Genomic DNA, 25659 nt, shown 5'->3' on the forward strand with positions numbered 1-25659 from the left:
CATAGAGGGTGTAGCATTTAGTTGAAATTGTTTTAACCCACATTCCGCATTAGAAAAAGATGTATATTTATTATGTGTAAATCCTAACGCTTAGCGTTAGAAAATTTAAGCCTATGAATTTTGATCTATCCTTTACCAACAAAGAGATTACACCATGGGGTGGAATGGTCTTTTTAAAGCAAATGTTAGATAAAATAGACTTTAAATCTCAGATTAATTCCTGTGAAAGTCTTCCTTGTCAAAATTCTAATAGGGCACATGATGTTGATGTGATTTTAGAGTCTTTTATGACTAGTGTTTGGTGTGGTGCAAATCGTTTTTTACACACAGAAGTAACTAGACATGATAAAGCTCTTGGTAAAATCTTTAACTGGCGAACTTCGCCAGGTCAAGATGCGTATAAACGTTATTTCTCCAAGTTTGATGCTAGTAGTAACATTGAAACTGCTAAGCACTTCTTTGAGTGGTTTTTTAAAAACATCAATTTAAATTACTTTACCTTGGATATTGACTCTACTGTCATAACTCGCTATGGAGAACAGCAACAAGGAGCTAAAAGAGGATATAATCCCAGTAAACGCGGACGTAGATCTCATCATCCTATTATAGCTTTTGTAAATGATATTCGCATGGTAGCCAACTTTTGGTTGCGAAGTGGAGATACAAGTTCTGCCAATAACTTTATTAGCTTCTTAGAGGATACTTTATCTGTTTTTGGAAATAAAAAAGTAGGTTTAATACGATTAGATAGTGGTTTTTTTCAAAAGGATATTTTAGATCATTTAGAATCTAAACCTATGAACTACATCATTGCTGCTAAGTTTACTCATCCTGTACAAAGACTAGTAGATAGCCAAACCACTTGGCTAAATGTCGATGAAGCTATCCAAATAAATGATACCTTCTACCAAGCTAAGAATTGGGAAAAACCTAGAAGAGTTATTATTGTAAGACAAAAAATAAGTAAACGCCCACAAGCGCCTGGAAAAACATTAAGTCTGTTTCCAGAAGATGAAATACATAGAAATTACAGATACTCCGCTTATGTTACGAACTTGGAATGTGGAGCTTATGATGTATGGAAAAACTATCGAGCAAGAGGTGATGCAGAAAATAGAATCAAAGAGCTAAAACAAGATTTTGGAGCAGAATCATTTAATCTAAAAGACTTCTATGCTACCGAAGCTGCCCTAATCTTTGTAATGATTGCTTACAATCTAATGGCTCTTTTTAGAATGTTTGTTTTACAGGAGAAAACACAAAAATCACTTTCTACATTAAGATATAGAACCTTTGCTATTGGAGCTTATTTTGAAAAAACAAATGACACAATCAAGCTTAAAATAGCACTGGTCAAGAAGCGACGAAAATGGTTCGTAGGCCTATGGGATTACCCTTTAGAGCTACCTTTAAATATACCTAATGCGTAATCCGGGTTTAAAGATATGAAGTGATAATGTAGATAAGCAGACCTACTAGACCACCTACGATAGTTCCGTTGATACGAATGTACTGTAAGTCTTTACCTACCTCTAGTTCTAGCTTATCGCTAAGCTCCTGACCATCCCAACTATCCACAGTGTTGCGGATTAATTGTCCTACTTCTTTAGTATTCTTAAGAGCTACTTTATAAATGGTATGCTGTATCCACTTGTTTATTTTGGCTTTGTTCTCTTCGTTGTTTTCTAGATCATCTGCTACACGAGCTATGCTCTTAGTGATATAAGTGCGCAGAGTAGACTGTTTATCTTCAAGCTGTGCAAGTAAACTTGTTTTGGTTGATTGCCACAAGTCAGACATATACGTATTGATCTTCTCATCTGTGATGAATTGATTTAGTATTTCGTCGAACTTCGCTTTCCACGATGGAGAAGCCTCTATGTCTACCGCTAACATTTCTAAGCGAAGTGTAATCTCTTTTCTAATTTTGTGATTCGGATCGCGAGCGATATCTTCTAAGAAAGTATTGATACCATTTACTAATTGATTTGTCACTGCTTTACCACCGATAAGCCCTAGTATAGGTTTCTTTTCGATTACATTATCATAGATTTCCTGACGGTGTTCTTCTACATATACCTGCGCTTTAGGAAGGATGATATCGAGTAGTTTATTGTGTTCATTTTGGTCAATGGCATAGGATACTCCCTTAGAAACGAAGCTTTGTATGTTAATAGCTCTGATACCTTCTTTAGCCTTTGCGGTCATTAGATGTATGATAGTGTCGTCATCCAGCTCAGAGAGTATTCTCTTAGTAAGGGTAGCTAGTTCGCTTTCGAGTATCGTTTGGTTAGCAGGTTTGTTTAACCAAGAAGAAATCATATTAGCCAAGTCTACTTTCTCTACATAAGGTCGGATATTCTCAGAAGTCAAGAAGTTATCTGTCACGAAGTCGCCAAGGTTATCACCTATTTTATTTTTGCTATTAACGATAAGATTCGTGTGAGGAATAGGTATACCCATAGGATGTCTAAATAAAGCAGTCACTGCAAACCAATCCGCCAAAGCCCCTACCATAGCTGCCTCTGAGAATGCTTTGACATATCCCATCCACACTGCAGGAGTATGTCTGATGGCATAGACCATAATAATATAGACTAATGCCATAAAGAGAAATAGACCTGTAGCGATGCGTTTATGTTGTTGTAATTGTCTTTTCTTTTCGGTCATACTAAAGGGGATTTAATAGCTAATGTAATGAAAAAAGAGAGCTTAAAAGCTCTCTTTTATAGTAAAAGTCATTAATTCGTGTGTTTTCGGATGTTTGAAAGTGATGCTTTCAGCGTGTAGATATAGCCTATCTGCCTTCATACCATATAGGTCATCACCAACGATAGGGGTGTTTAGCCCATTAGGATGTGAGGCATGCATACGCAACTGATGGGTACGCCCTGTAATCGGGTAGAAGTACACTTTAGTTTTGCCATCTTTGCGTTCGATTACTTCATAACGAGTCTTCGCATATTTACCATATTCGTAGCAAACCATTTGTCTCGGTCTGTCGTCAAAGTCTATTCGTAACGGTAGTTCGATTATCCCTTCATCTTCTGTAATAATCCCATCTAGTACAGCTACATATCGTTTCTCAAGTGTCTTTTTGATAAACTGACTTTGTATTACTTTATGAGAGTCCTTGTCTTTAGCGATGATCAATATACCTGATGTAGGCATATCTAATCGGTGTACGATTAGGGGACCTGTCGCATCAGGATAGCGCAGTTTCATACGCTCATATACAGAGTCAAAAATATAGATACCGGGTACAGATAAGAAATCCTCAGGCTTATTTACGATAGCGAAGTATTCATCTTCATAAACTACATCGATAGGTCTGTTAAGTGCAGGATTAACTAACAGAGGATTATCCTCTACCTCTAGCCCCTCTAACATATGTCCTAAGATAGGTTCACACTTACCACGACAAGAAGGGTAGAAGTGCTGGTGCTTGCGTATCTCAGACTTCGGAGATTCACCCCACCAAAATTCCCCTAATGCGAGTGGCATATATCCGTGTTCATACGCATACTGTATCAACTTAGGAGCAGCACAATCTCCTGCTGCTGCTGGTGGCTGCTGTATTACAGTCTTAGCAAATATCTCTAATAGACTCTGTTGTTCACCTTTATAGTTTAGGAACTTGTAAGAAGCAAATAGCTTGTGTTGTAAGCCATTTGACTTATTCTTGCGTTCTTCTTTTAGTCTATTTAATTCTTGCTCTACGCTTTCTGTGATTGCTTTAGTAGTATCCACTTGAGCTTGCCAGTGTTCAGTCAATACACGTAGCTCATATTTATCTCTTAAGCTCTGTCTAACTAAATCGTCATTCAGCAGTTTAAATTCTTCTTCTGATAGGAGAGGTTCTTGTGCTTTGCGGATAGTTTTGCGTTCGTTCTTAAGTGTTTTGTGTTCTGCCTTTCTCTCTTCTATTGCTTGTTTTTCCTCTGCTACTTGTTGTTTTAGTAGCGTTTTAGCAGAAATATAGGTAGGATTAGACTCAAGAAGTTCTATTCTAGCATTGATCGTATTAATAGCGGTTACTTCTTCTCCCTCTTTAGCAAAAAAGCCCTCCTCATTCCACAGGTCGCATATTAACGGAACATAACCTTCTAAGTCAGTATGACTGCCTAACTTCCCTGAGAAAGCAGCTAAATATCCTAGTTCTCCCTCTGCATTCTTCACGATTAATACTCCGAACATCTTCCCTGTAGGCAAACAGTCTGCGTGCGCTGTATCAAATAAGGGAGCAATAAGTGGATGTGTACTTAACTCCTGCTGTAGCTCCTCTACTGCTATAACAGTCAGTGGATGTGGTTCGTAATAAAAAGGGAAAGTAAACTTAGTTGGCAGTTCGATAGACTTCACATCTGTAGAGAACTTTCTGAAGATTGCTTTAGGCTGAGACATTTATTCTGAATATTTAAAGCGCAAAATTAAGGATAAATGAGAGATGGAGGAGGGGAAAGTATTAAAATTAAGAGTGAGTTGTTATTAGATATTGCTTTTCATTATTTCAATTATCTTCATTACAGCTTGTTGAGCATTAGTAGTACCACTGTTGATTAAGATGATATAGGCAGTATTAGTGATGCCATCTATCTGTGTATAGGCGAAGAATGTACCGTCAGAACCAGCATGATCATAAAGTTTAGTAGTATCATTAATAAGGTTACTCCATCCTATGGCGTATTTGCTTTGACTGTTAAATAGGTAGTCATACGTCTTGGTTTTAAGTATGTTGTCTTGACCAGAAAGGCCTTTTAGATTGAGTTGAATGTATTTGATATAGTTTTCTATATTCATACTGATGTCACCAGCAGGCTCTATAAGTGTTAAGGCATAATCATAAGTAGGAGGTACAGATTCTAGTACATCAAACTGTAACGCGTGTCCCCAAGGTTGGTTATCTAAATTGCGATTAGGCCAGCCAATAACGAAGTCTATTCCAAGCTCTTTAGTAAGGATGTCTCTCGTAAGTTCTTCCCAAGATTTATTAGTTGCTTTCTCTAACATTGATGCAGCTATACTATACCCTGCATTAGAGTAAGTATATCCATCAGGAGAGTCTAAAGGCGACATAGTTAATACATGCTTAGCGAAAGCTTGTCGTTGTTGTTGCTTCGTACCTTCAAATTTAGGAAGTCCAATGCGTTCACTACCATTAGTGAAAGCGTGTACTTTAGCTCTGTGTGTGAAGAAATCTTTTAGTGTAGCGGTATAATATGTGGGATTAGAAGATTCTTTCACTTCAGGGGATAAGTCAAAATAAGTAGTCGTCCAATTAATTTTGCCTTGCTCTACTAATTTAGCAGCTATAAACCCAGTGATTGCTTTAGTATTAGAACCCAAATGAAAATAGTCTTTTAGATTAGCGTTAGGAATGTCAGATATCTCACTAAACTTATGGTGGCCTGTTGCTCCGATAGCGATGACTTTATCTTTATTGACAATAGCGTAGGTTACTTCAGGGACATTATGTAGTTGTCGTATACTGTCTATTTTAGATTGTAGGTCTTGGCTATATATAACATTAGTCATTAGTAAGAATAATGTATTACTTAGTATAAAAAGTTTCTTCATAGGGTGGTTTATAAGTGTACTAATTTAGATAATTAAATTTGTGATTAAGGATACTAGTTTGATTTGTATAAGTTTATGGTTAAGGTTTTTTATATCTTTAGTTATTAATAATAAAAGTAATAATCTGATACGAGACGAATCTAATTTTGTCGGAATAGACTTCATAGAAAAAGTGTTTGAAGAAATATTGTAGAATTTGAATTAGCGTAATATGGGATTAGATATGGGCCCTATGGGTAAGGCAAAGCCTGGTTTTGAGCATAGGTATTATGAGATTATGGATTTAGTAAGTGATATCAATAATGGAAAAAAACAAGAGCTTAGTATTTGGGATAAACTAAAGGGAAAGAAAGCTCCTAGTAGAGAGGAATTATTGACAGAATGGTTCGCTAATCTTATATTTACTTATCAGACGATTAAAGCTCCTATGGTAGGAAGAGATGAACGAGCTAATCAGTGGTTGAGTTCAAGATAAGAAGCATTAGATGAAAAGTCTATGTCTTATGATGATTTTGTAAAAGAACACGAGGGATATTATGTTATAGATTTAGCAGAAGAGCTGGATGGAGTACCGTTGTATTGTTCTTTTGGACAAGATCAAAATGTATTAAGAGGGCAGTTTTTAAATGATTGTTTATCTATTATAGATGAAGATTTGGTTTATGAGGCATGGGAAACGAAGAGAGCTGATGCAACTTTAGACTATGGTAATAGGCTAATGGCAGCTGCTGATGAGTATAACTTAGTCTACTTAAAGAAACAGAGAGAAATACCTGATGCAAATGAGGATACTATGGAGGCAAGATTACATATTCTATATGCGGTTGCAAAGTGGCTAATATTTTATGGCAAGAATGGTCATGGGTATGAAGCAGATTATTAAAGCAAATAGATAATTTATCACTTCACTTCTGTAATAATCACCCCATTACTAACAGCTCTTTCTTTAGCGTTTTTATCTGATGGGAGATTGCGGATGGTGTATTTGTTCTCAGTTAGATTAGGGTTAGTAAAGAAAGTAGAACTACCACCACCATCTAAGTTAAGTGCTCTATCAGCTCCTAGCGCTAGCATCATAGTAGCTAATTCTTCTAAATTCATTCCATTAGACCATTGAGGATTTCGCCCGTCGACTACCAGTAAGATAAGTTGATTAGACGTTGTCAACCCTACGGCGGTTCTAGGATGTATATCAGTGTTGTTTTGAGGGATTATCTGGCTGTCTTTTACTAACCAATCACCACCAGAAATAGCATGCTGTATAGTAGTAGATTGTATATTGAATTGTTCTATATCAAAAAGGTTTACTTTGTTGTGTTTATCTACAGAGAGGAACCCCTTAATTTTGTCATTATATGTAGATTTTAGTTTAGCACCATAAGTGACATATATCCCTTGTGGAACACCTGTAGTCATGTTGTAAAAATCACCATTAACACCTCCTAGAATATTAAAGAAGGGGTTTTGTGCAGCTTTAGCTTGTTCTGTCATAGGTTGCATCGCGAATTTTAACTCGTTGTTAGGTAGAGTAGTCGCAATGGATATCTTTGGATTAGATAAATCGACTTTGTAAATAAAGACCTTCATTGCTTTATCTTGGTTAGATAAGTAAGACAGTTCATTGACAGTAACGCCCTCTGTTAGGGTATAAACACTGTCTTTGTATATTTTACTTATCAAATCTGTGTTTTGCAATAGTTTATTTGAGATGTTTATTTGAGAATGGACTTGACTATAAAGGGAGATAATAGTAAGATAAAAACAGATGAGAGTCAATGCGTTTTTCATAATAGCTAGGGCTTATAATATGTTATTCATAAAGAATAAAAGTAGGGATATAAAAAATCAATAGTGTTAACGCTATATTATTTAATGTTTTGTAAAATGTAATATTTTCTTTTGAATGGCTTAGTTGTTGAGCAATATTAGATTGGGTTTTAATAATTTATTTTATTTATGAAGATTTTTTTATTTGTTACGATAGTAATTGTATTAGTAGGATGTAATTCTCATGAGGATGATTATCCCAAAATAGAGAAGGAGTTTAAACTAAGTGATCAATTATATACTAAAAAGGTAATAATAGTCGAATCACTTTTAGAAAAAACTGGAGGCGAAAAAGATGATGAACCATATGATTTTTATGCAATAGAACATAGAAAGTACATAGAAAGTACATAGAAAACAGTAATTTAATTGATATAGAACTTTTTTTTATGGAGCTGATGTCAGATGAAGGATTGAGAATGGATGGTGATCGTACAGTGATAAAAGAAATAGATGTAGAAAGGTTGTATTTCAAATTGAATTATTATCAATCTATCACGAAGTATTGGGTTTACAATTATAGAAAAACAAAGTACTTGAATTATAGTTTGTTTCTGAATCAAGAATTCTTTTTTATTAATTACAAAAACTAATATTGTGGTTAAAGTATTGAAAATGTTTTTGTATAGTTTAGTATAGGAAGTTGTTGAGGTCTGTGAAATCAAAGAAATATATAGAATATTCAAAAAAAGTAAGTTTTGTTGCTTTTGCTTTTTGTGACTTAACGAGTTATATAGTATCTTTGGCGACTCAAAGTATTAAAATAATACCGATATGTTCGATAATTTAAGTGATAAATTAGATAAAGCCTTTCATATCCTTAAGGGACACGGCAAGATTACAGAAGTCAATGTAGCAGATACTCTAAAAGAGGTTCGTAGAGCTTTATTAGATGCCGACGTTAACTTTAAGATTGCTAAAGATTTTACTAATATAGTAAAAGAAAAAGCCTTAGGAGAAGAAGTACTTACTACGTTACAACCAGGACAATTGATGATCAAGATCGTTAAAGACGAGTTGACTCAATTAATGGGTGGTGAGGCTGCAGGTATTAATTTATCTGGTAATCCTTCAGTTATTTTAATGTCAGGTTTGCAAGGATCAGGGAAAACAACATTCTCTGGTAAATTAGCAAACTTCTTAAAGACAAAGAAAAATAAGAAGCCTTTATTGGTGGCGTGTGATGTTTATCGTCCTGCAGCTATTAATCAGCTACATGTAGTAGGTGATCAATTAGGTATAGAAGTATATTCAGAAGAAGGAAATAACAATCCTGTACTGATCGCGGAGAACGCAGTTAAACATGCAAAAGCAAATGGATTTAACGTAGTAATCGTCGATACGGCTGGTCGTCTAGCTGTAGATGAGGAGATGATGACAGAGATTGCTAATATCCATAAAGCTATTGCTCCACATGAGACATTATTCGTAGTGGACTCTATGACTGGACAAGATGCAGTAAATACAGCAAAAGCATTTAATGATAGATTAAACTTCGACGGAGTTATCCTTACTAAGTTAGATGGGGATACACGTGGTGGAGCTGCTATCTCTATTAAATCAGTAGTGAATAAACCAATTAAGTTTATCGGTACTGGTGAGAAGATGGATGCAATCGATGTGTTCTATCCAGATCGTATGGCTGACCGTATCTTAGGGATGGGAGACGTAATCTCGTTAGTAGAGCGTGCACAAGCTCAGTATGATGAGGAGGAAGCTCGTAAGATCCAGAAGAAAATCGCGAAGAATGAGTTTGGTTTTGATGACTTCTTAACTCAAATCCAACAAGTGAAAAACATGGGTAGCATGAAAGACTTGATGGGGATGATACCAGGGGTAGGAAAAGCGATGAAAGATGTAGAGATCGAAGACGATGCGTTTAAACACATCGAAGCGATTATCCACTCGATGACTCCTGCTGAGCGTTCTAAACCTGCGATTATAGATGTGAAACGCAAGACCCGTATCGCTAAAGGTTCGGGTACGGATATTCAACAAGTTAATCAATTGCTTAAGCAGTTCGATCAAATGAGCAAAATGATGAAGATGATGCAAGGAGCTAAAGGAAAGAATTTGATGAGAATGATGGGGCAAATGAAAGGAATGCAATAAGACACAAGAGAAGGTTTAAGGTTCGTTATGAGGTTTAAACCTTCTTTATTTATACAACACACACATATTATTATTTAATGCAACTACTAGACGGAAAAAAGGTATCGGAAGATATCAAAGAAGAGATCGCTGTTGAGGTTCAACAGATGAAGGCTCGTGGAGAGAAAGTACCTCACTTAGCAGCAGTTATTGTTGGAAGTAATGGAGCAAGTTTAACTTACGTAGGAAGTAAAGTTAAGTCTTGTGAGAAAGTAGGTTTTGAATCTACTTTAGTTTCTTTACCAGAAGATACTACAGAAGAGGAGCTTTTGGCTAAAGTAAAAGAGTTGAATGAGAACCCAGCTATTGATGGATATATCGTTCAGTTACCTCTTCCTAAACACATTGATGAGCAAAAGATTTTATTAGCTATCGATGCAGATAAAGATGTAGATGGATTTCACCCGACTAACTTCGGTCGTATGGCGTTAGAGATGGAAACATTCTTACCAGCTACTCCTTATGGAATCATGGAATTATTAGAGCGTTATAAAGTAGAGACAGCAGGTAAGAATGTGGTAGTTATAGGTCGTTCTCACATCGTGGGACGTCCGATGAGTATCTTGTTAAGCCGTAAAGGGTATCCTGGTGATGCTACTGTAACTCTTACCCATAGTCGCACAAAGAATATCGCTGAGATTACTCGTGAAGCAGATATCATTATCTCTGCATTAGGAGTGCCTTACTTCTTAAAAGGGGATATGGTGAAAGATGGTGTAACGGTAGTAGATGTAGGTATCACTCGTGTACCAGATGCTTCTAATCCGAAAGGATATGTTATCGCTGGAGATGTGGACTTCGATGAGGTTAGTAAGAAAGCTGCTTTTATCACTCCTGTACCTGGAGGTGTAGGACCAATGACTATAGCAATGTTATTAAAGAACACTTTATTAGCTAGATCAAGAAGAGCTAAAAAAGGAGAATAAAAAATAAATATTTATAAAAGAGAGATGCATGTATGTGTCTCTTTTTTTATTTTGAAGTAATCGTCTCTACTGTTGTATTGTGATTTTTCTTTTTGTTATATTGTAGATGTATTGTGTGATGCGGAACAGAATGTTAGGAAAATATCAGGTAGATGGTTTAAAGAAGTAGTTGTATTATGAGAAAGAAAGTAATTATTTGTCTTTGTTTGTTAGTAGGTATAAATGTAAGTGCCCAAAAGCTAACAGTGAGACCTCCTCATCCAGGTCGAAGTATATCAAAACTACTAATAGAAGCTCCATCTGAGGTAAAAGAAGAGAATAAACTGAATTTGCAGGAGTATGTAGAGCGTTTATATCATTTAAGTAGTGCTTGGTATAATGACGGGGCTTTGCCAATTATAAAGTCAGGAGAGTATATCGTGATAATTGTGAGGAATGAAGGGAAGTATAGTACTGAACCTAGTTATTCGAAAGATTTAGCAACTATCAAAAGAGAAGATGTCAAGTCTATAGAGTATAAAAATGGACCTAGTATAACAGCATTGTATGGTTCTAGAGGAGGTCTTTTTGGGATAGTATTTGTCACGTTGAATTAATAATTTCAGTAGAGAAGATTGCTTTGCATATTTATTAATATATTACCAATAGTATTGTAACAAATGTTACACAAGAGTTAGATGTTAATTGATATTTTGCTATATTAACCAAAACAATATTGTAAAAAATGAAAACTCACTATCAAATTCTTATTATAGGAGCAGGGACTGCTGGTATAATGGTAGCTGCTCAATTAAAAAAGAGCAAACAAACAATAGATATCGGAATTATTGACCCTTCAGAATTACATTACTATCAACCTGCATTTACACTTGTAGGAGCGGGAGCTTATGATAAGAAAAAAACTATAAAACCAACTAGAGATCTTATTCCTAAAGGAGTACAATGGATAAAAGATTGGGTAGTATCAATGGATGCGCAAAACAATAAAATAAATACTAAAGAAGGAATAAACTATACCTATGATTATTTAGTAGTCTGTCCTGGACTAGTGAATGATTTATCCTTGATAGAAGGATTAGCTGACGCTGTAGAGAAAGGTGTAGTATGTAGTAATTATATAGACCCTGAATATACTTGGAAATTGCTACAAGAGTTTAAAGGAGGAACAGCTATTTTTACTCAACCGAATACTCCAATTAAGTGTGGAGGAGCACCTCAGAAAATTATGTATCTAGCATGTGATTACTTTCGCAAGAAAGGAATAGATCAGAACACGAAAGTACACTTTCTAATGCCTGGTAGTGTGATTTTTGGAGTTAAACCTATTGCAGATACTCTAATGAAAGTAGTAGATCGATATGGGATTGACTTTAAACCTTTTTACAATCCAATAAAAATTGATGCTGCTAATAAGAAGATCTATTTTAAGCAGACTAATATGGTAGATAATAAATGTGTTGTGATTTCTGATGGAAGTACAACTACTATTGATGATAGTGTAGTAGAGATGTCTTTTGATTTCTTACATTTAGCGCCACCGCAGGTAGCACCACAGTTTGTTAAGAAGTCTGATTTGGTCAATAGTGCTGGATGGTTGGATGTTGATTTGAACAGCTTACAACACAACAAGTATGCTAATGTGTTTGGATTAGGTGATGTAGTAGGGTTACCTACAGCTAAGACCGGAGCGGCTATTCGCAAACAAGTTCCTGTAGTAGTAGATAATCTATGTAAACTACTGGAAAGTAAAGAAGCTTCTAATAAAGAATATGATGGATATTCTTCTTGTCCTTTAGTGACAGGGTATGGTAAGTTAGTATTAGCAGAGTTTAATTATAAGAATGAATTTACACCTGATCCTAAATTAAAGCAAATGTTTGTATCAGACAGCGATCAGGAGCATTGGCGTTTATGGATGTTGAAAAAGTATATGTTACCTTATTTATATTGGAATAAAATGATGAAAGGTAAGCAGGTGTAGGGAAAGAGAATGTTTTATCTTTAACCACATAAAAAGATTAATATGGTGTTTCCACAAGCAATCAGAGATTTTATAAATAGCAAACTAGAATGTACTCATTATTTTATGCCTCATTTTTATCCTCAAAATGGTGATATTGAAAGTTTTCAAGATGGGTATAAATTTAATAGTGTTGAAGGAAGGGGTATCACTGGAACTCTGGAAGGTGACTTTCATCCCAATTGGTATGTAATATGTAGTGGTTATGCTAATGATCCTTATTGGATAGATATTACAGAAGAAGAGAAAGGATTTCCTGTTTATTTTGCAGAGCATGGAGCAGGTAAATGGGAACCATTATTAGTAGCAAATTCTTTAGATGAGTTTGAAGAATGTTTGAAGTATATGATTTATTTGACAGAATCGGAGTTTTCTAAAGAAGAAATAGAGAGATTGTATAATGAGCATTTTGATTTAGATAATCCATTTTGGGAATTAGTGTGGAGCGAGTTCTCTTTTTAGGAAGAGGAAGAATACTAGTTCTAGAATGATATAAGCTACCTGAAAGGTAGCTTTTTTTGTACCTAATAAGTTGTATTTTTACTCAAAAAGATAATTTATGCGAAGTCAAGATGTAAAGTGGGCAGCCTTAGTGCCAGAGTTGGTGATATCAGATATTACAGCAAGTTTATATTTTTGGTGTGAAGTAATTGGCTTTGTGATAATGTATGATCGTCCTGAGGAGAACTTCGCTTATTTAGGATTAGGAGAAGCCCAGATAATGTTAGAGCAATATAATCCAAGTGACAGAGAGTGGGAGACGGGGGTATTAGAGAAACCTTATGGTAGAGGGATAAACTTTCAGATAGAAGTAAATACTATAGCACCTATTCTAAAACGACTTCAGGAAGCTGATTATACTTTATTTATTGATGTAGAAGAGCGTTGGTATAGAGCAGAAGATGTAGAGTTCGGTCAGAAGCAGTTCTTAGTACAAGATCCTGATGGATATTTAGTGAGATTGATAGAGAATCTAGGTGAACGTAAAATAGCGGAATAAAGGTATTAAGTAAATGATCTTAAGAGTGTATTTTAGCCATTAATAAAACGAATAAAACATGAAAACAAGAGAAGAGTTGCAACGTGAGTGGAGCTTAAAAGGAGCGAAATACGCTAAGGATATTAATGAGATGGTAGCTTTTGGTAATGAACACGGATGGGATAATTGGGAAGGAGAGGAAGCTGTAGATACTAGAGGTAAGATAGGAGAAGCAGTTATTAAGCTATTAAGAGAAGCTAATGCAAATGGTACAGTAGCTGCTTTTAGAGAAGAGTTTGCTCCTGCACATGCTCCTGTAACATCTATGTTAGACAATAAGGGTGGGTATATAGGAGATATTTGTTATATAGCAGAAGATTGCGTTGCTTTTATACAAGGGACTTCTTATGAAGAGCGACAAGCATATATAGTAAAAGGAACAGAAGTAGTTGCATTAGATAAAGAGATTAAAAGCATCGGACAGTCTATGCGCAACCTTGTTTATGCGACAGCATACGCAGATAAGATAGTGACTCGTCAAGGATGGGAAGGAGAAATTATAGCAGAGTTTAGATTAGATACTTTAGCTAATATAGGAATTACAAGACTTATTCCTTTTAATAATGGGCAGAAAGTCTTGTTCATCTCTTCAGAGGGAATTTATTTATTAAATACTAAAGAAGAGAAACTGTTGTTTCCAATACTAGGAGAAGGGGAAGAAAACAATGGATTATCTATGGATCATGCTACTGTATCTCATGATAATAAGTACATTGTATTAGGAGAACAGTGTAGCGATCACATCGTTTTGGACAGTGAAGGGAATAAAGTAGGATCAGTAGGTCCACAAACTGAATACCCACATTATTGTTTGTTTACTAAAGATGATAAACAATTATTGACTAACTCTTGTCATTTTTATAATGGGATATCGATAGGGGTAGATGGTGATAAGTTAGAAGGAATGGATATACCAGGTTGGGATGATCATGAGGATATTACAATATTAGATGAAGGAATGCGTGTGTATGCTGGTGTAGCTTTTAATGACTACTATATCTTAGGAGATGCTTATGGATATATCAGAGCAGTACATAAAGACGGAAGAGAACTGTGGCAACACTTCTTAGGTTCTACCATAAGTGGAATCGTATTATCAGAGGATGAGAAGACACTATATGTAGGTACACATGCAGGTATATTACACAAGTTGACTTTGAATAAGCCTGTAAGAGATACACATACTATTGGTACTGCTGATATTTATGAAGACTTCCGTTTGTTACTTTGGAAGAATGAGGATAGCGTATTAGTATGGTAATCACTTGATATAAGAATGAACAAAGCTACTTTACTATATGTTAAAGTAGCTTTGTTTTATACTAAAGTTTTTAGTTAAGTAGTTATCTAAAGAACACTTAACTAAAACTTATAATTATGAAACACTTAATTCTATACAGTTTTCTACTGATTACTTCGATGTGTATAGGACAGAATGCTAAAACTGACTTAGAAACCTATGTTCCTAAAAAAGACAATTATTCTTTTACTACGATTAAATTTAATGTACCTGCCTTTCATTGGAAAGAGAAGATAGATAGCGTTTCTTTTGAAGGAAGTTTGATCATACCTAAGACAGGCTTCGATAAAGTAGTGATTATTAAACCAGGTACAGGATATAATACGCGTAATACACATAGCTATTTAGCAGAAGCCTTATTAGATCACAATGTAGCTGTATTTAGATATGATGAAAGAGAGAAGGGAAATTCGGGAGGAACAGGAGGTGGAGATATGTCATATAGTCCTATTATAATGGGTGCAGAATTAGCTTCTGCCTTTCAGATGTTAAAGAAGAAAGAAGAGTTAAAGGATAAAAAGATCGGTGTTATAGGTCATAGCATGGGAGGGATTGCTATTATGGATGCTTATGCTCATTCTTTCGATCCTGATTTTTTAGTGATGTTATCATCACCTGTTGTTTCTGGTAAAGAGATGTTTCTATACCAACTAAGACAAAAGGAGAATGGTTTTCAAGATTACTTTGCGTATGATACTCAAGAAGAAAAAGAAAAGGTGTATAACGAATTAGCGGATTATTATATTTCAATTAAGGATGATAAGAATTATTGGAAGAGGTATAAGAAAAAGATGAAGGAGATAGGATATACAGATAAGAAAACTAAAACGAGATTTCGATTTCTAATAGGACGTGCAGAAAAAGATTTAGTAGCAAAAGACAATAAGGATAAGTATAGAAAGATCGCTATACCAATGTTCTATATGATAGGGGATCAAGACGTATTAGTAGATCCTGTCAGTAATGTTGAATTGCTAAAGAATTTTCATAATCAGAATATAACAATAGAAGTATTAGAAGGAGAGAATCATTTCTTTGCTGATGGAGAAAGTTATGAAATCCATCAAGAGCCTAAACAAAAAATAGTGGACTGGGTGCTAAAGCAATAGTTGATTTAATTAGCATTTCAATACCTTATCTTTATCATTATATTAAGAATTGATAGAGTAAATTAGAGCTTTATAATTTCACTCTATACCTCATGCGACATTTAAGATATATAGTAGTGGCACTATGTGTTACTACATTCTGTATTGGACAAAATCCACAAGACAAAAACACAAGTATAAATGACAGTTTAGCTTCTTTATATCAATCTAAAGAAGAAATAACCCTTGGTAATAAACTTACTCTACAGCAGTATGTAGAAGATCTTTATATTAATACTTGTAAGTTATATCACAAGGGAGCTATACCTACTATAGAATCTGGGGATTTTAGTGTAGTGGTAATAGATAAAAAAGGAGATGGAAATACAATGATGAAGTCAAGAGACTTAGCCTTGTTAAAAGTAGAAGATGTAAAAGAAATACGCTTCGAGAAATCAAAACAGACAGATGTGATGTATGGCTATAAAAAAGGTGATTTTGGGATGATCGTAATTACGAAATAGATATAAAAAGAGGCTGTAATGGAATTACAGCCTCTTTTTGATTAACTTAATTATGGTTTATACTGAGGGTTTTCTTTGTAGAAGTTGTTCCAAAAGTCCTCATCGTAAGAAACTCTATCTAGTAAAGTTTTGCTTTTGTTTTTAAATTCATATTCTATGAATTTGACGTCATTTGTTTTTAAATCAAATAAATGTGAGTCATTAGAGTTGGTGAAATTATGTTTTTCTCCATTTTGATAAGTTTCTTCACTAAAGGATCTATAGAAGAAGTTAGTAGCATAGTATTTACCATTATTGAGGAGATCTTTGAATACGCTGATATTTTCTTCCTTAGCAGTCCTTAATGCAATACGCTCTATATTAGAATTGTGTTTATACTTACTTTTTAAATAATCAGCATCTAATGATGATTCCCATGTTTCAACCACTTTTACGATGGCATAATTATCTTGATTAATATAAATTCTACCTGAGTATTTAGAGGGATCAACTTTATTAGTGTAATTCCACCCCTCTCTCTCTGTTTCAAATGCGATAACATATAAGTTACTATCATTAGGATCTTTTGATTCTAAAAACGAAAGTTTAAATTTCTTGTATTTTCTTTTGTGCAATATATTAGAGTATTGAATAGGATTCTCTCTGCCTCTAAAAATATGGTCTGTATTTTTTATGTTCTTAATACCCCTATTGTTCCATTTTACTTGTTGTACCTCAAAAGTTGTTCTGTGTAAGCCTAAATAAGTTTTCTGATAATCTTTAGTTATCATTTCAAGGTCAAATATTTTAGTATCGTTCTTATAGATTAATTCATGACTAAATCTAGTGAAGTTAAATGGTTCAGTAGGGTGGTTCTCAGCTTTCTTTTTGATGGCAAGGCGGAGTACTTCTTTTGGAGTAAGTTGTTTGGTGATAACTAATTCATCGAGTATGTCAAAGTTTGCTTCTAAGGAGATAACAGAAGCTAATTCATTTAAGGATACACTATAGTTATCATACCCTAGAGCTTGTATCTCTAGTGTAGAGTTACCTTTTGCCTTAGGGTCAAAAGGTAGTTCATAATATCCATTGTCATCCGTTACTCTATAGATATCTTGTTCTACTAAAATGATAGTTGCAAAGGCGATAGGCTGTTGAGTGTCTTTATCTAATAGTTGCCCTTTAAAAGAACCTTGTTCTTGTTTGATTTCTTTAGAAGGAGTAATTACATTGTTTTGGGCATCTTGTTTCTTTATCTTTTTTCGTTCTGCTTGTGAAGCAGTATTTAGAAATATATAACCATCGTGAAACAAGTCTAATCTCTCCTTCGTATAATCTACGAAGTGAAGTAGCCTTGTGTCTATAGGTCGATGCATTGCTTCCTGATTAGAAGAAATATACAGATAAGGAGTATGTAACTTCTGTAACTGATCTTCAAAAGAACCTTCTTGAATAGGAGTAGCATGTAATGTACGTGTCCCTGTATCGAATAGGGAATCATTGGCATGTAATGTACCTAGACTAAATACTTTCTCTTTATAATAATCTTTTATCTGTCGCCCCATAGAGATGAACGCTCTTGCCTGTACATTTCCACTATTAGGGGTACTGTACATAACATGGATATTATCAGCCCATACTATGATTTTCTCTTGAGGATGTCTTTTGATATACTGTATTAAGTTATCCGCCATCTGCTTATCGCGATAGTTGTGATCTTTAGAAGTAAGGTCACTTGTCATAATAGGTTCTTTCGTATCATTGGCTGATTGTGCAGTGCTTAGAAGACCTTTAGTGATTTGTACCCAAGTAAGATTAGTGTCTGTTTGAGGTAACTTCTCTATGGCAGTAATTATTCTTTTAAGCTCTTTTTCAAAAGCAGTAAACTTGATATCTTGATTATCGTATTTATAAGTAGCTAGCAATGCCTCTAATGCGATACCGAAGTCATCTGAGTCAATCTTTAAACTTATTTTTTGTTGCTCTAGATAAGTAAAAAAGTCTTCTATGAAGATATCCTCATTTAGGATTTGCGGGTCATATCCTATTACCTTTAGGTTATTATCTTCTATATATTTAACTAATCTTTGAAACTCTTGACTTTTACTCCATGTATCAAATATAGCTTGATTAAACGCATCAGTATTAAACCCCTGTTGATTCATCTTCCATATATCATATACAGGAGACTCCATAGCGAAAGTAGTAAACCCCATTTTTTGGTGTAGGTATTCAACTACTCTTATCTTCATCTCAAAGATATTATCATACATATGTGTTTGTTCTCCTAGCATGACGATTTGTTTGTCTTTGAGCTCTTCTTTAAGGAAAGACAGGTCTGTTAGTTCCTTACTATCTGGAGGAAGCAGTGGCTGTATTATTAACTCTTGCGCTTTAGTCATGGTGACTGCTAAAGCCATTAGTAAGGTGAATAAAAATCTCATATTATGGTGTTTGTTTCTAGTTGGTTATAGATATAACACTAAATATAAGGTTCTTATTGTTTAACTGTAAAGTGTTGTTTGATTGTTTAACATATTTGCCATAAGGTGTCATATTGTTTGGGATTAAAATATTTACAGTCAGTATACCTAAACAAAACTTTATTATATCATAAATAAGTCTACCTATTACTTATATAATGGGAGTGAATTTTTCACTAGTTTTTACTTAAATTTGACGCTTCAAAATAAACGGAATAATTGTGATTAAAGATACATTTTCTTATAAAGGGACAATCAACAGAAAGGCATATATCATAAGTTTAGTAACTTACTTTGCGCTGTTGTTTTTAAGCTTTTCACTGTTTGCGAGATTAAGTGGGGCTTTTTTCGGAATACTATTTCTAATTGTTTTTATAGGGCTACATATTTATCTTTTCGGCAAGGGGACTAGACGTTGTCATGATTTAGGTAAGAAGGGATGGGAGCAGTTTAGTTTTAGAACCTGGTTAGGTATGTTATCCAGAGAGATAAAAGTGACTAAGCCTGTATCAGAGCCAATAGAAAGCTAAAAAAGATGTAATGAATATTGTATCATTACATCTTTTTTAGTTCCTTCATATAAAGGACAGACTCTTAGAATACACTGTTGTTTAGAAGAATTAACTCTTCTTCAGTAGGCTGATTTTTAGGATCTATAAATGCATTAAAAGCTGGTGTATCATCACAATAGATAATATCGAAAGAGAACCTCTCATCACCATACAGCCCTCTGTGGATACTATTCGCAGAGAAGATAAATAGATCACCTCTGTTTAGATTAATCACTTGCCCTCGTTCTAGAGCATCACTGGGGTGTCTACCATGCTGAGATAACCTAGTATCTTCTTCTATAGGGCTATCCCATAGTCGATGACTAGAAGGGATGATTTCTATTCCATTCTCTTTCTTTAGTGGGATTCTAAAGTGAACTACATTTTCTGTTTTAATCTTTTCTTGTTGTTCTTCTATTGAAAGGCCTGTATATTGAATATCCCTGTGCCAATAATTCTTTTGTTCCCTGTGATATGGGTCAAAGAACAATTGAGTATTTAAGAATTTAGCTTTATCAGGAAAGATAGACTTGACGATATCCATAAGCTTAGTCTGAGTAATGAATTGGAATAATGCTAGCCTTTCTTGTATAGTAATAAAAGGACTGCTCGTAAGGCTGTGACTGTTGATTAGTCCTTTTTTATAATCTTGTTCATATTTGATCAACCACTGTTTGTGAAAGTTATCAAGTATCAGTTCTATTAGTTCTAATTCTTTTTCAGTAATGAATTTAGGAAGGTATAGATAGCCGTTTTTGTTATAAGAATTCTGATACATGGTTGCTTGTTTTTATAAATGACTAATGTAGTGTTATTCACATTAATTAAAGGGGATTTACTGCTCTATTTATTCCTTAATATAAACAATAGATTCTTGATTTTATACCATAAATAAAGCAGTTGAATATTTTTTAATAACGTATATTTGTTGGAATCACCTATTGAGAATATTCAAGCCAATTAACATCCAATGGAAATTTATAAGAAAAGACAATTATTATTTAATACTAAATACAATGCTATTAGAGGTAAGTATAAACTGGTAGGCGCTATCCGTTTATTAGTGTTTTTTGCTGTTATATACTTCTTTTATCTAGCGCTATCTCACGCAGATACTTTTTATCTATATACTACAGGAGGTGCTATCGTTTTATTTTTAGCCTTATTAAAGATACATGCTAGCTACTCATGGAAGATGCGTTATGTGCAAGCGCTTAAAGATATTAATACAGATGAGTTAAACTTCGTAGAGAAAGATGAAAGACCATTTGAAGATGGTAGTGAGTTTAAGACTACAGAACATCCTTATGCTTTTGACCTTGATATATTTGGATACAAATCTCTTTACCAGTATCTAAATAGGACAGCAACTTTTATTGGTAAGCAAAAGTTGGCAGATATGCTAAAAGGGAAATTAAGTGCTAAGGAGATATTAGAGAACCAAGAGGCAGTGAAAGAACTTTCTCAAAAAATAGAATGGAGACAGGAGATATATGCGTATAGTAAATTATCTAATCTAGATGAGAAGTCTTATCAAAGGTTAAAAAAATGGAGTGAGACAGAGGTGTTATCTATAAGCAAATTTGTTAGAGCTCTTAGTTATATATTGCCAGTGGCATTAGGCGTATCTGTAGTACTCTATTATCTACTAAATATATCTGCTCTAGGATATGTGATATCGAGTTTATTCTCTATAAACTTGATTATTGCTTTATCTAATATTAGATATATACAGAAGGAGCTAGGTGGTGCTGATAAAGTACATGAAACAATAGAAAGCTGTAGTGCAATAATAAAGCGTATCGAAAGAGAGAACTTCGCTACTGAGAAAATGAAAACGTATATCAGTGAATTGAATAAAGATTCGTTTCAGGCTAGTAAAGAATTAAAGGTGCTATCTCGATTATTCGAGCAAATGGAGACTGTCGCTAATATCTTTGTAATGGTCGTATTTAATGGCTTTATTCAATATCATGTACATGTGCTTTATCGCTTTTTAGACTGGAAAAGGCAGAAAGGACACTTAGTACCTAAGGCTATAGAGATCATAGGAGAAGTAGAGGCATTAAACTCGCTAGCGAACTTATCTTATAACAATAGACATTATACCTTTCCTGTTATTAATGAAGAGGGGAAGATGAGTTTTAAAGAGTTAGGACATCCACTTCTTAATGAGAAAAAAAGAGTGTGTAATGATATCGAATTTAGCAATCAACGTTTTGTGATTCTCACAGGATCTAATATGTCTGGTAAGAGTACATTCTTGCGTACTATAGGAGTCAATCTTGTGCTAGCAGGTATTGGAGCACCTATCTGTGCTAGTAAGGCGAGTTTCTTCCCTTTGCCTCTATTTGTGTCTATGCGATTAACAGATTCATTAGATGATAGTGAATCATACTTCTATGCAGAAGTGAAGAGACTTAAGATGATTATAGAACAGGTGAGAGAGGAATCGTGTTTTGTATTATTAGATGAGATTCTGAGAGGAACTAATTCTGATGACAAACAAAGTGGAACAATAGGGGTGATTCATAAATTAATAAGAGAGAAAACCTATGGTGTCATCGCTACACATGATTTAGAAGTGTGTGAGACAACAAGTAAGTTTCCTGATATATTGGTTAATAAATGCTTCGAAGTAGAAATCAAAGAAGATGATTTGTATTTTGATTACAAGATTAGAGATGGAGTCTGTCAGAATAAGAATGCTACCTTCATTATGAAAAAAATGGAGATTATAGATTAATTATACTATCTAAAAGATAATGAAGAGTCATATTTATGGCTCTTTTTTTTGGCTTAAAATGTAGGTGATTGTACACTTATAACTAAGAAGGGCATTAGCAATTGTAGAGTTATATTTGGTTGTATTATCTTGAATTATAGCGTTGTGGTCTATTGTTTTTTGGGAGTGGCTGTATGGTTTTGCTATTTTTTGACGCGACCACTATGCGACCAAACTGCTATCACTATCCTAGCATAGCTATCTGCCTTTGTTTACAGCAGATTATAGTCAAATACTATCTTATAACTCTATGATATGTGCTAGCGTGATATTATAAAAAACAAAGCCTGTCTAAACTAGAATAGTAATCTATAATGGATGTTACTATACTAGCTTCGACAGGCTCAAAAAAAAGAGATACTTCAATGACGAAGTATCTCTAAAAATTACATTATAAAAAAAACTAATTACATAGTCTTAATTAACTCATTGATTAGCTCACGAGCAACAGGTTCTGCGGCTCCTACAGCTTTAAGAACATCCTCATGGTGAGCTTCTACGATACCTTCTTCATTCCCCATATCAGAGATAACAGAGATACCGAATACTTTCATCTCCATGTGGCGTGCTACGATTACCTCAGGTACAGTAGACATACCTACACAGTCGGCACCTACGATACGCACCATCTTATATTCAGCTAGTGTTTCAAAAGTAGGACCTTGTAGTCCGTAGTATACTCCTTGTTTAATATCGAAGTTTTTAGCTTTAGCTATTTCTTGTGCTTTCTTAACTAATGTTCCAGTATATGCATCATTCATATTAACAAATCGAGGACCGAAGCGCTCGTCATTATGACCTCTTAATGGGTGGTCAGGGAATGCGTTGATATGATCTGTGATAATCATAATATCACCTACTTTAAAAGAAGGGTTAACTCCTCCAGAAGCATTAGATACAATAAGAGTTTCTACTCCCATGTATTTCATTACTCGGATAGGAAATACAGTTTTAGCCATTTCATAACCTTCATAGTAATGGAAGCGTCCTTGCATAGCTACGACTTTCTTATCACCAATAGTACCAAAAATTAAAGCTCCCTTATGCCCTTTAACAGTAGATACTGGGAAGTTAGGAATTTCTGAATAAGGAATTTCATGCTCGATTTTAATATCAGCAGTTAGGTTTCCTAATCCTGAACCTAGAACAATTCCAATTTCAGGTTTGAATTGTGTTTTTTCAATTAAATACTTAACCGTTTCTTGTACTTGATCCCACATAGTTTAAAATTGTTTTGTCAAACTCCTCATGCTTGTTTAAAAAGGAGGTTTGAATTGGTAAATAATATAATTTGTCTGATGGGATTAATCCGTTTAATCGAACATAATCTTTCTCAGTGGTAATAATCTTATTCTCTTTTGCTTTGCTCAAAATTAATTCAATATCAGCAGACGAAAAATGATGATGGTCAGGAAATGTTAAACAAATCGTTTCTTCACATTTTAAATGATCAAAAAAGCTTTGTGGTTTAGCGATACCTGCAACCATTAAAAACTCTTCATTTCTCAACTGTTCTATTGTTATTGAATCAGACTTTGAATATGCAAGTTTACTGAATTCAATATACGTAAAAAAAGACAATTGTCCCGTTTTAAGTTTTAATTTATTATTGATTACTTTCTGATTATCAGTAGATAAGTTTGCTGGGCATTTTGTAATAATGATTATATCAGCTCTACTTGCTCCTCTACGAGACTCTCTTAGGTTGCCTGTTGGCAGCATATAGTCATTGTAATAAGGCTCATCATAAGTTGTTAATAATATATTGAACCCTCCTTTTACAGCTAAGTGCTGATAAGCATCGTCAAGCACGATAGCTTGGGTATTGCTTTTACGTTTAAGGATATTTTGGATACCGTTTACTCTTTTTGCATCCACAGCTACACTTATGTTATCAAATTTGTGATGATATTGGAATGGTTCATCGCCGATCTGTTCCATTGTTGTATTTTGATCCGCAAGGAAAAAACCTTCACTCTTGCGTTTATACCCTCTACTTAATGTTGCAATTTGATATTCATCTTTTAGTAATCGAATGATATATTCTACCATTGGTGTTTTGCCAGTACCACCGACACTTAAGTTGCCAACGACAATAGTAGGTATAGAGAAGGATGTGCGCTTAAATACATTTATAAAATAAAGATAATTGCGCAGTGAAGTTATGCCTCCATATAGGATAGCAAAAGGGAAAAGTAATTTTCGCAGTAATTCCATAAGACGAAATTACTATATTTTTTATCTTTGAGAAAATTATATCTTAAATCTCCAGAATGGATGTAAGATATAGACTCGTTATAAAATTAGAAGAAATGAAATTAAGAGAGGTTATTCCAGTATTAGAAGAAATGACGCCATTGTCTTATGCAGAAGGCTTTGATAATGTAGGGTTATTAGTAGGTGATTATAATCAGGAGGTTACAGGTATTCTAGTATGTCATGATGCTTTAGAAGCTGTTATTGAGGAAGCTATTGAGAGAAAGTGTAATATGGTAGTGTGTTTTCACCCTATTATATTCTCTGGAATGAAGAAAATAACGGGTAAGAGTTATGTAGAACGCGCTGTAATTAAGGCAATAAAGAATGATATTGCTATTTATGCGATTCATACGGCTTTAGATAATCATCAAGATGGAGTGAACAAGATATTCTGTGATACATTAGGAATAGGTAATACAAGTATATTAATCCCCAAGGCGAGTTATATTCAAAAGCTGATTACTTACGCACCTCGAGAGAATGCAGAAGAGGTTAGACAGGCACTGTTTAATGCTGGAGCAGGGGCAATAGGTAACTATGATTTGTGTAGTTTTACTTCTGAAGGAAGTGGGAGTTTTAGGGGAAATGAGAAGAGTACACCTGTTATAGGCCAAGCGTTGAATTATAAAGAAGTAGAAGAAGTGAAAGTAGAAGTGGTCTTTGAGAAACACTTACAAGGTAAGATTTTAAAGGCTTTATTTGCTTTAGATTTTTATGAAGAGAAAGCTTACGAAATATATAATCTTGAGAATAAACTTCAGAATGTAGGAATGGGAATGATCGGTGAGTTAGCAGAAGAGATGGATGAGGTAGCATTTTTACAGATGGTTAAGGAGAAGACAGGTACAGGAGGTATTAGACATAGCGCTCTGTTAGATAAGAAAATAAAAAGGGTAGCTGTATTAGGAGGATCTGGTAGTTTTGCTATAAGTAGTGCATTGTCACAAAAAGCAGATGCATTTATCACATCAGATTTGAAATATCATGACTTTTATCAAGCTGAAAGCCAAATAGTTTTAGCTGATATAGGTCATTTTGAAAGTGAAAGGTATACAAAAAATTATATAACAGAGTTTCTTTCAAAAAAAATAACTACTTTTGCAGTTATTTTATCAACAGTAAATACGAATCCAGTTAACTACTTATAATG

General features: G+C 34.4%; 25 protein-coding genes. 17 read left to right on the top strand and 8 right to left on the bottom strand.

Translation table 11 applies throughout. The features are described from left to right. Nucleotides 1-113: 113 nt before the first annotated feature. Entirely contained in the window at nucleotides 114-1430 is a 1317-nt protein-coding gene (locus tag LNQ81_RS10325) for an IS1380 family transposase (protein WP_229946480.1), read from the top strand. 7 nt (nucleotides 1431-1437) lie between these two features. On the opposite strand, the gene LNQ81_RS10330 is transcribed toward LNQ81_RS10325, so the two are convergent. The 3 genes from LNQ81_RS10330 to LNQ81_RS10340 form a co-directional block, all read right to left on the bottom strand. After that, a complete protein-coding gene (locus tag LNQ81_RS10330; RefSeq protein WP_229946483.1) occupies nucleotides 1438-2670 on the bottom strand; it encodes a DUF445 domain-containing protein in 1233 nt (410 codons plus the stop codon). 42 nt (nucleotides 2671-2712) lie between these two features. Next, nucleotides 2713-4404, bottom strand: a complete 1692-nt coding sequence (locus LNQ81_RS10335; protein ID WP_229946485.1) for an RluA family pseudouridine synthase — start codon at nucleotides 4402-4404, stop codon at nucleotides 2713-2715. A gap of 84 nt (nucleotides 4405-4488) precedes the next feature. Next, nucleotides 4489-5577 (bottom strand): serine hydrolase domain-containing protein, encoded by a 1089-nt coding sequence (locus tag LNQ81_RS10340; RefSeq protein ID WP_229946487.1) that lies wholly within the window; start codon nucleotides 5575-5577, stop codon nucleotides 4489-4491. 211 nt (nucleotides 5578-5788) lie between these two features. On the opposite strand from LNQ81_RS10340, the gene LNQ81_RS10345 reads away from it, so the two are divergent. Together LNQ81_RS10345 and LNQ81_RS10350 are read left to right on the top strand one after the other, a co-directional pair. Then, nucleotides 5789-6052, top strand: a complete 264-nt coding sequence (locus tag LNQ81_RS10345) for a hypothetical protein (RefSeq protein ID WP_229946489.1) — start codon at nucleotides 5789-5791, stop codon at nucleotides 6050-6052. Nucleotides 6053-6073: 21 nt separating this feature from the next. Then, nucleotides 6074-6460: a hypothetical protein gene (locus LNQ81_RS10350; protein WP_229946490.1), complete on the top strand. Its 387-nt coding sequence runs from the start codon at nucleotides 6074-6076 to the stop codon at nucleotides 6458-6460. A 17-nt stretch (nucleotides 6461-6477) separates the two neighbouring features. Here the strand turns inward: LNQ81_RS10350 and LNQ81_RS10355 are convergent, their stop codons facing one another. Next, nucleotides 6478-7257 carry a phosphodiester glycosidase family protein gene (locus LNQ81_RS10355; RefSeq protein WP_229946491.1) on the bottom strand — a complete coding sequence of 260 codons (780 nt, stop codon included), beginning with the start codon at nucleotides 7255-7257 and terminating at the stop codon, nucleotides 6478-6480. A 276-nt stretch (nucleotides 7258-7533) separates the two neighbouring features. Here LNQ81_RS10355 and LNQ81_RS10360 point away from each other — a divergent pair, with 276 nt between their 5' ends. From LNQ81_RS10360 to LNQ81_RS10410, 11 genes are all read left to right on the top strand, one after another. Continuing rightward, nucleotides 7534-7758: a hypothetical protein gene (locus LNQ81_RS10360; RefSeq protein WP_229946493.1), complete on the top strand. Its 225-nt coding sequence runs from the start codon at nucleotides 7534-7536 to the stop codon at nucleotides 7756-7758. 35 nt (nucleotides 7759-7793) lie between these two features. Then, complete coding sequence (locus LNQ81_RS10365) at nucleotides 7794-7997, top strand: hypothetical protein (RefSeq protein ID WP_229946495.1); 204 nt, start codon at nucleotides 7794-7796, stop codon at nucleotides 7995-7997. A gap of 181 nt (nucleotides 7998-8178) precedes the next feature. Further along, complete coding sequence (gene ffh / locus LNQ81_RS10370) at nucleotides 8179-9516, top strand: signal recognition particle protein (RefSeq protein ID WP_121965858.1); 1338 nt, start codon at nucleotides 8179-8181, stop codon at nucleotides 9514-9516. Between the two features lie 77 nt (nucleotides 9517-9593). Continuing rightward, on the top strand, nucleotides 9594-10481 hold the full coding sequence (locus tag LNQ81_RS10375; RefSeq protein ID WP_229946496.1) for a bifunctional 5,10-methylenetetrahydrofolate dehydrogenase/5,10-methenyltetrahydrofolate cyclohydrolase: 888 nt from the start codon (nucleotides 9594-9596) through the stop codon (nucleotides 10479-10481). Nucleotides 10482-10657: 176 nt separating this feature from the next. Next, nucleotides 10658-11077: a hypothetical protein gene (locus LNQ81_RS10380; RefSeq protein ID WP_229946498.1), complete on the top strand. Its 420-nt coding sequence runs from the start codon at nucleotides 10658-10660 to the stop codon at nucleotides 11075-11077. 128 nt (nucleotides 11078-11205) lie between these two features. Then, nucleotides 11206-12462, top strand: a complete 1257-nt coding sequence (locus LNQ81_RS10385) for an NAD(P)/FAD-dependent oxidoreductase (protein ID WP_229946500.1) — start codon at nucleotides 11206-11208, stop codon at nucleotides 12460-12462. 42 nt (nucleotides 12463-12504) lie between these two features. Then, a complete protein-coding gene (locus LNQ81_RS10390) occupies nucleotides 12505-12963 on the top strand; it encodes an SMI1/KNR4 family protein (protein WP_229946501.1) in 459 nt (152 codons plus the stop codon). A gap of 97 nt (nucleotides 12964-13060) precedes the next feature. Further along, nucleotides 13061-13501, top strand: coding sequence for a bleomycin resistance protein (locus tag LNQ81_RS10395; protein WP_229946503.1), 441 nt, complete (start codon nucleotides 13061-13063; stop codon nucleotides 13499-13501). A gap of 58 nt (nucleotides 13502-13559) precedes the next feature. After that, nucleotides 13560-14801 carry a hypothetical protein gene (locus tag LNQ81_RS10400; RefSeq protein ID WP_229946505.1) on the top strand — a complete coding sequence of 414 codons (1242 nt, stop codon included), beginning with the start codon at nucleotides 13560-13562 and terminating at the stop codon, nucleotides 14799-14801. A gap of 116 nt (nucleotides 14802-14917) precedes the next feature. After that, nucleotides 14918-15949 (top strand): alpha/beta fold hydrolase, encoded by a 1032-nt coding sequence (locus tag LNQ81_RS10405; RefSeq protein WP_229946506.1) that lies wholly within the window; start codon nucleotides 14918-14920, stop codon nucleotides 15947-15949. Nucleotides 15950-16041: 92 nt separating this feature from the next. Then, a complete protein-coding gene (locus tag LNQ81_RS10410) occupies nucleotides 16042-16452 on the top strand; it encodes a hypothetical protein (protein WP_229946508.1) in 411 nt (136 codons plus the stop codon). 50 nt (nucleotides 16453-16502) lie between these two features. Here the strand turns inward: LNQ81_RS10410 and LNQ81_RS10415 are convergent, their stop codons facing one another. Next, on the bottom strand, nucleotides 16503-18875 hold the full coding sequence (locus LNQ81_RS10415) for an erythromycin esterase family protein (RefSeq protein WP_229946509.1): 2373 nt from the start codon (nucleotides 18873-18875) through the stop codon (nucleotides 16503-16505). A gap of 260 nt (nucleotides 18876-19135) precedes the next feature. On the opposite strand from LNQ81_RS10415, the gene LNQ81_RS10420 reads away from it, so the two are divergent. Then, nucleotides 19136-19444 carry a DUF805 domain-containing protein gene (locus LNQ81_RS10420; RefSeq protein WP_229946511.1) on the top strand — a complete coding sequence of 103 codons (309 nt, stop codon included), beginning with the start codon at nucleotides 19136-19138 and terminating at the stop codon, nucleotides 19442-19444. Nucleotides 19445-19508: 64 nt separating this feature from the next. Here the strand turns inward: LNQ81_RS10420 and LNQ81_RS10425 are convergent, their stop codons facing one another. Then, nucleotides 19509-20243: a phytanoyl-CoA dioxygenase family protein gene (locus tag LNQ81_RS10425; RefSeq protein WP_229946513.1), complete on the bottom strand. Its 735-nt coding sequence runs from the start codon at nucleotides 20241-20243 to the stop codon at nucleotides 19509-19511. A gap of 192 nt (nucleotides 20244-20435) precedes the next feature. Between LNQ81_RS10425 and LNQ81_RS10430 the strand changes: the two genes are divergently transcribed. Beyond that, nucleotides 20436-22211 carry a MutS-related protein gene (locus LNQ81_RS10430; protein ID WP_229946514.1) on the top strand — a complete coding sequence of 592 codons (1776 nt, stop codon included), beginning with the start codon at nucleotides 20436-20438 and terminating at the stop codon, nucleotides 22209-22211. Nucleotides 22212-22657: 446 nt separating this feature from the next. On the opposite strand, the gene LNQ81_RS10435 is transcribed toward LNQ81_RS10430, so the two are convergent. Then, nucleotides 22658-23470, bottom strand: coding sequence for a purine-nucleoside phosphorylase (locus LNQ81_RS10435; protein WP_229946516.1), 813 nt, complete (start codon nucleotides 23468-23470; stop codon nucleotides 22658-22660). After that, nucleotides 23442-24467, bottom strand: a complete 1026-nt coding sequence (gene lpxK, locus LNQ81_RS10440; protein WP_229946517.1) for a tetraacyldisaccharide 4'-kinase — start codon at nucleotides 24465-24467, stop codon at nucleotides 23442-23444. Before lpxK ends, LNQ81_RS10435 begins: the two co-directional genes overlap by 29 nt. A gap of 95 nt (nucleotides 24468-24562) precedes the next feature. Between lpxK and LNQ81_RS10445 the strand changes: the two genes are divergently transcribed. Then, nucleotides 24563-25657, top strand: a complete 1095-nt coding sequence (locus LNQ81_RS10445) for a Nif3-like dinuclear metal center hexameric protein (RefSeq protein ID WP_229946519.1) — start codon at nucleotides 24563-24565, stop codon at nucleotides 25655-25657. The last annotated feature ends 2 nt before the right edge of the window (nucleotides 25658-25659 follow it).

This window comes from Myroides oncorhynchi (assembly GCF_020905415.1).
In the GTDB taxonomy this organism is placed as follows: domain Bacteria; phylum Bacteroidota; class Bacteroidia; order Flavobacteriales; family Flavobacteriaceae; genus Flavobacterium; species Flavobacterium oncorhynchi_A.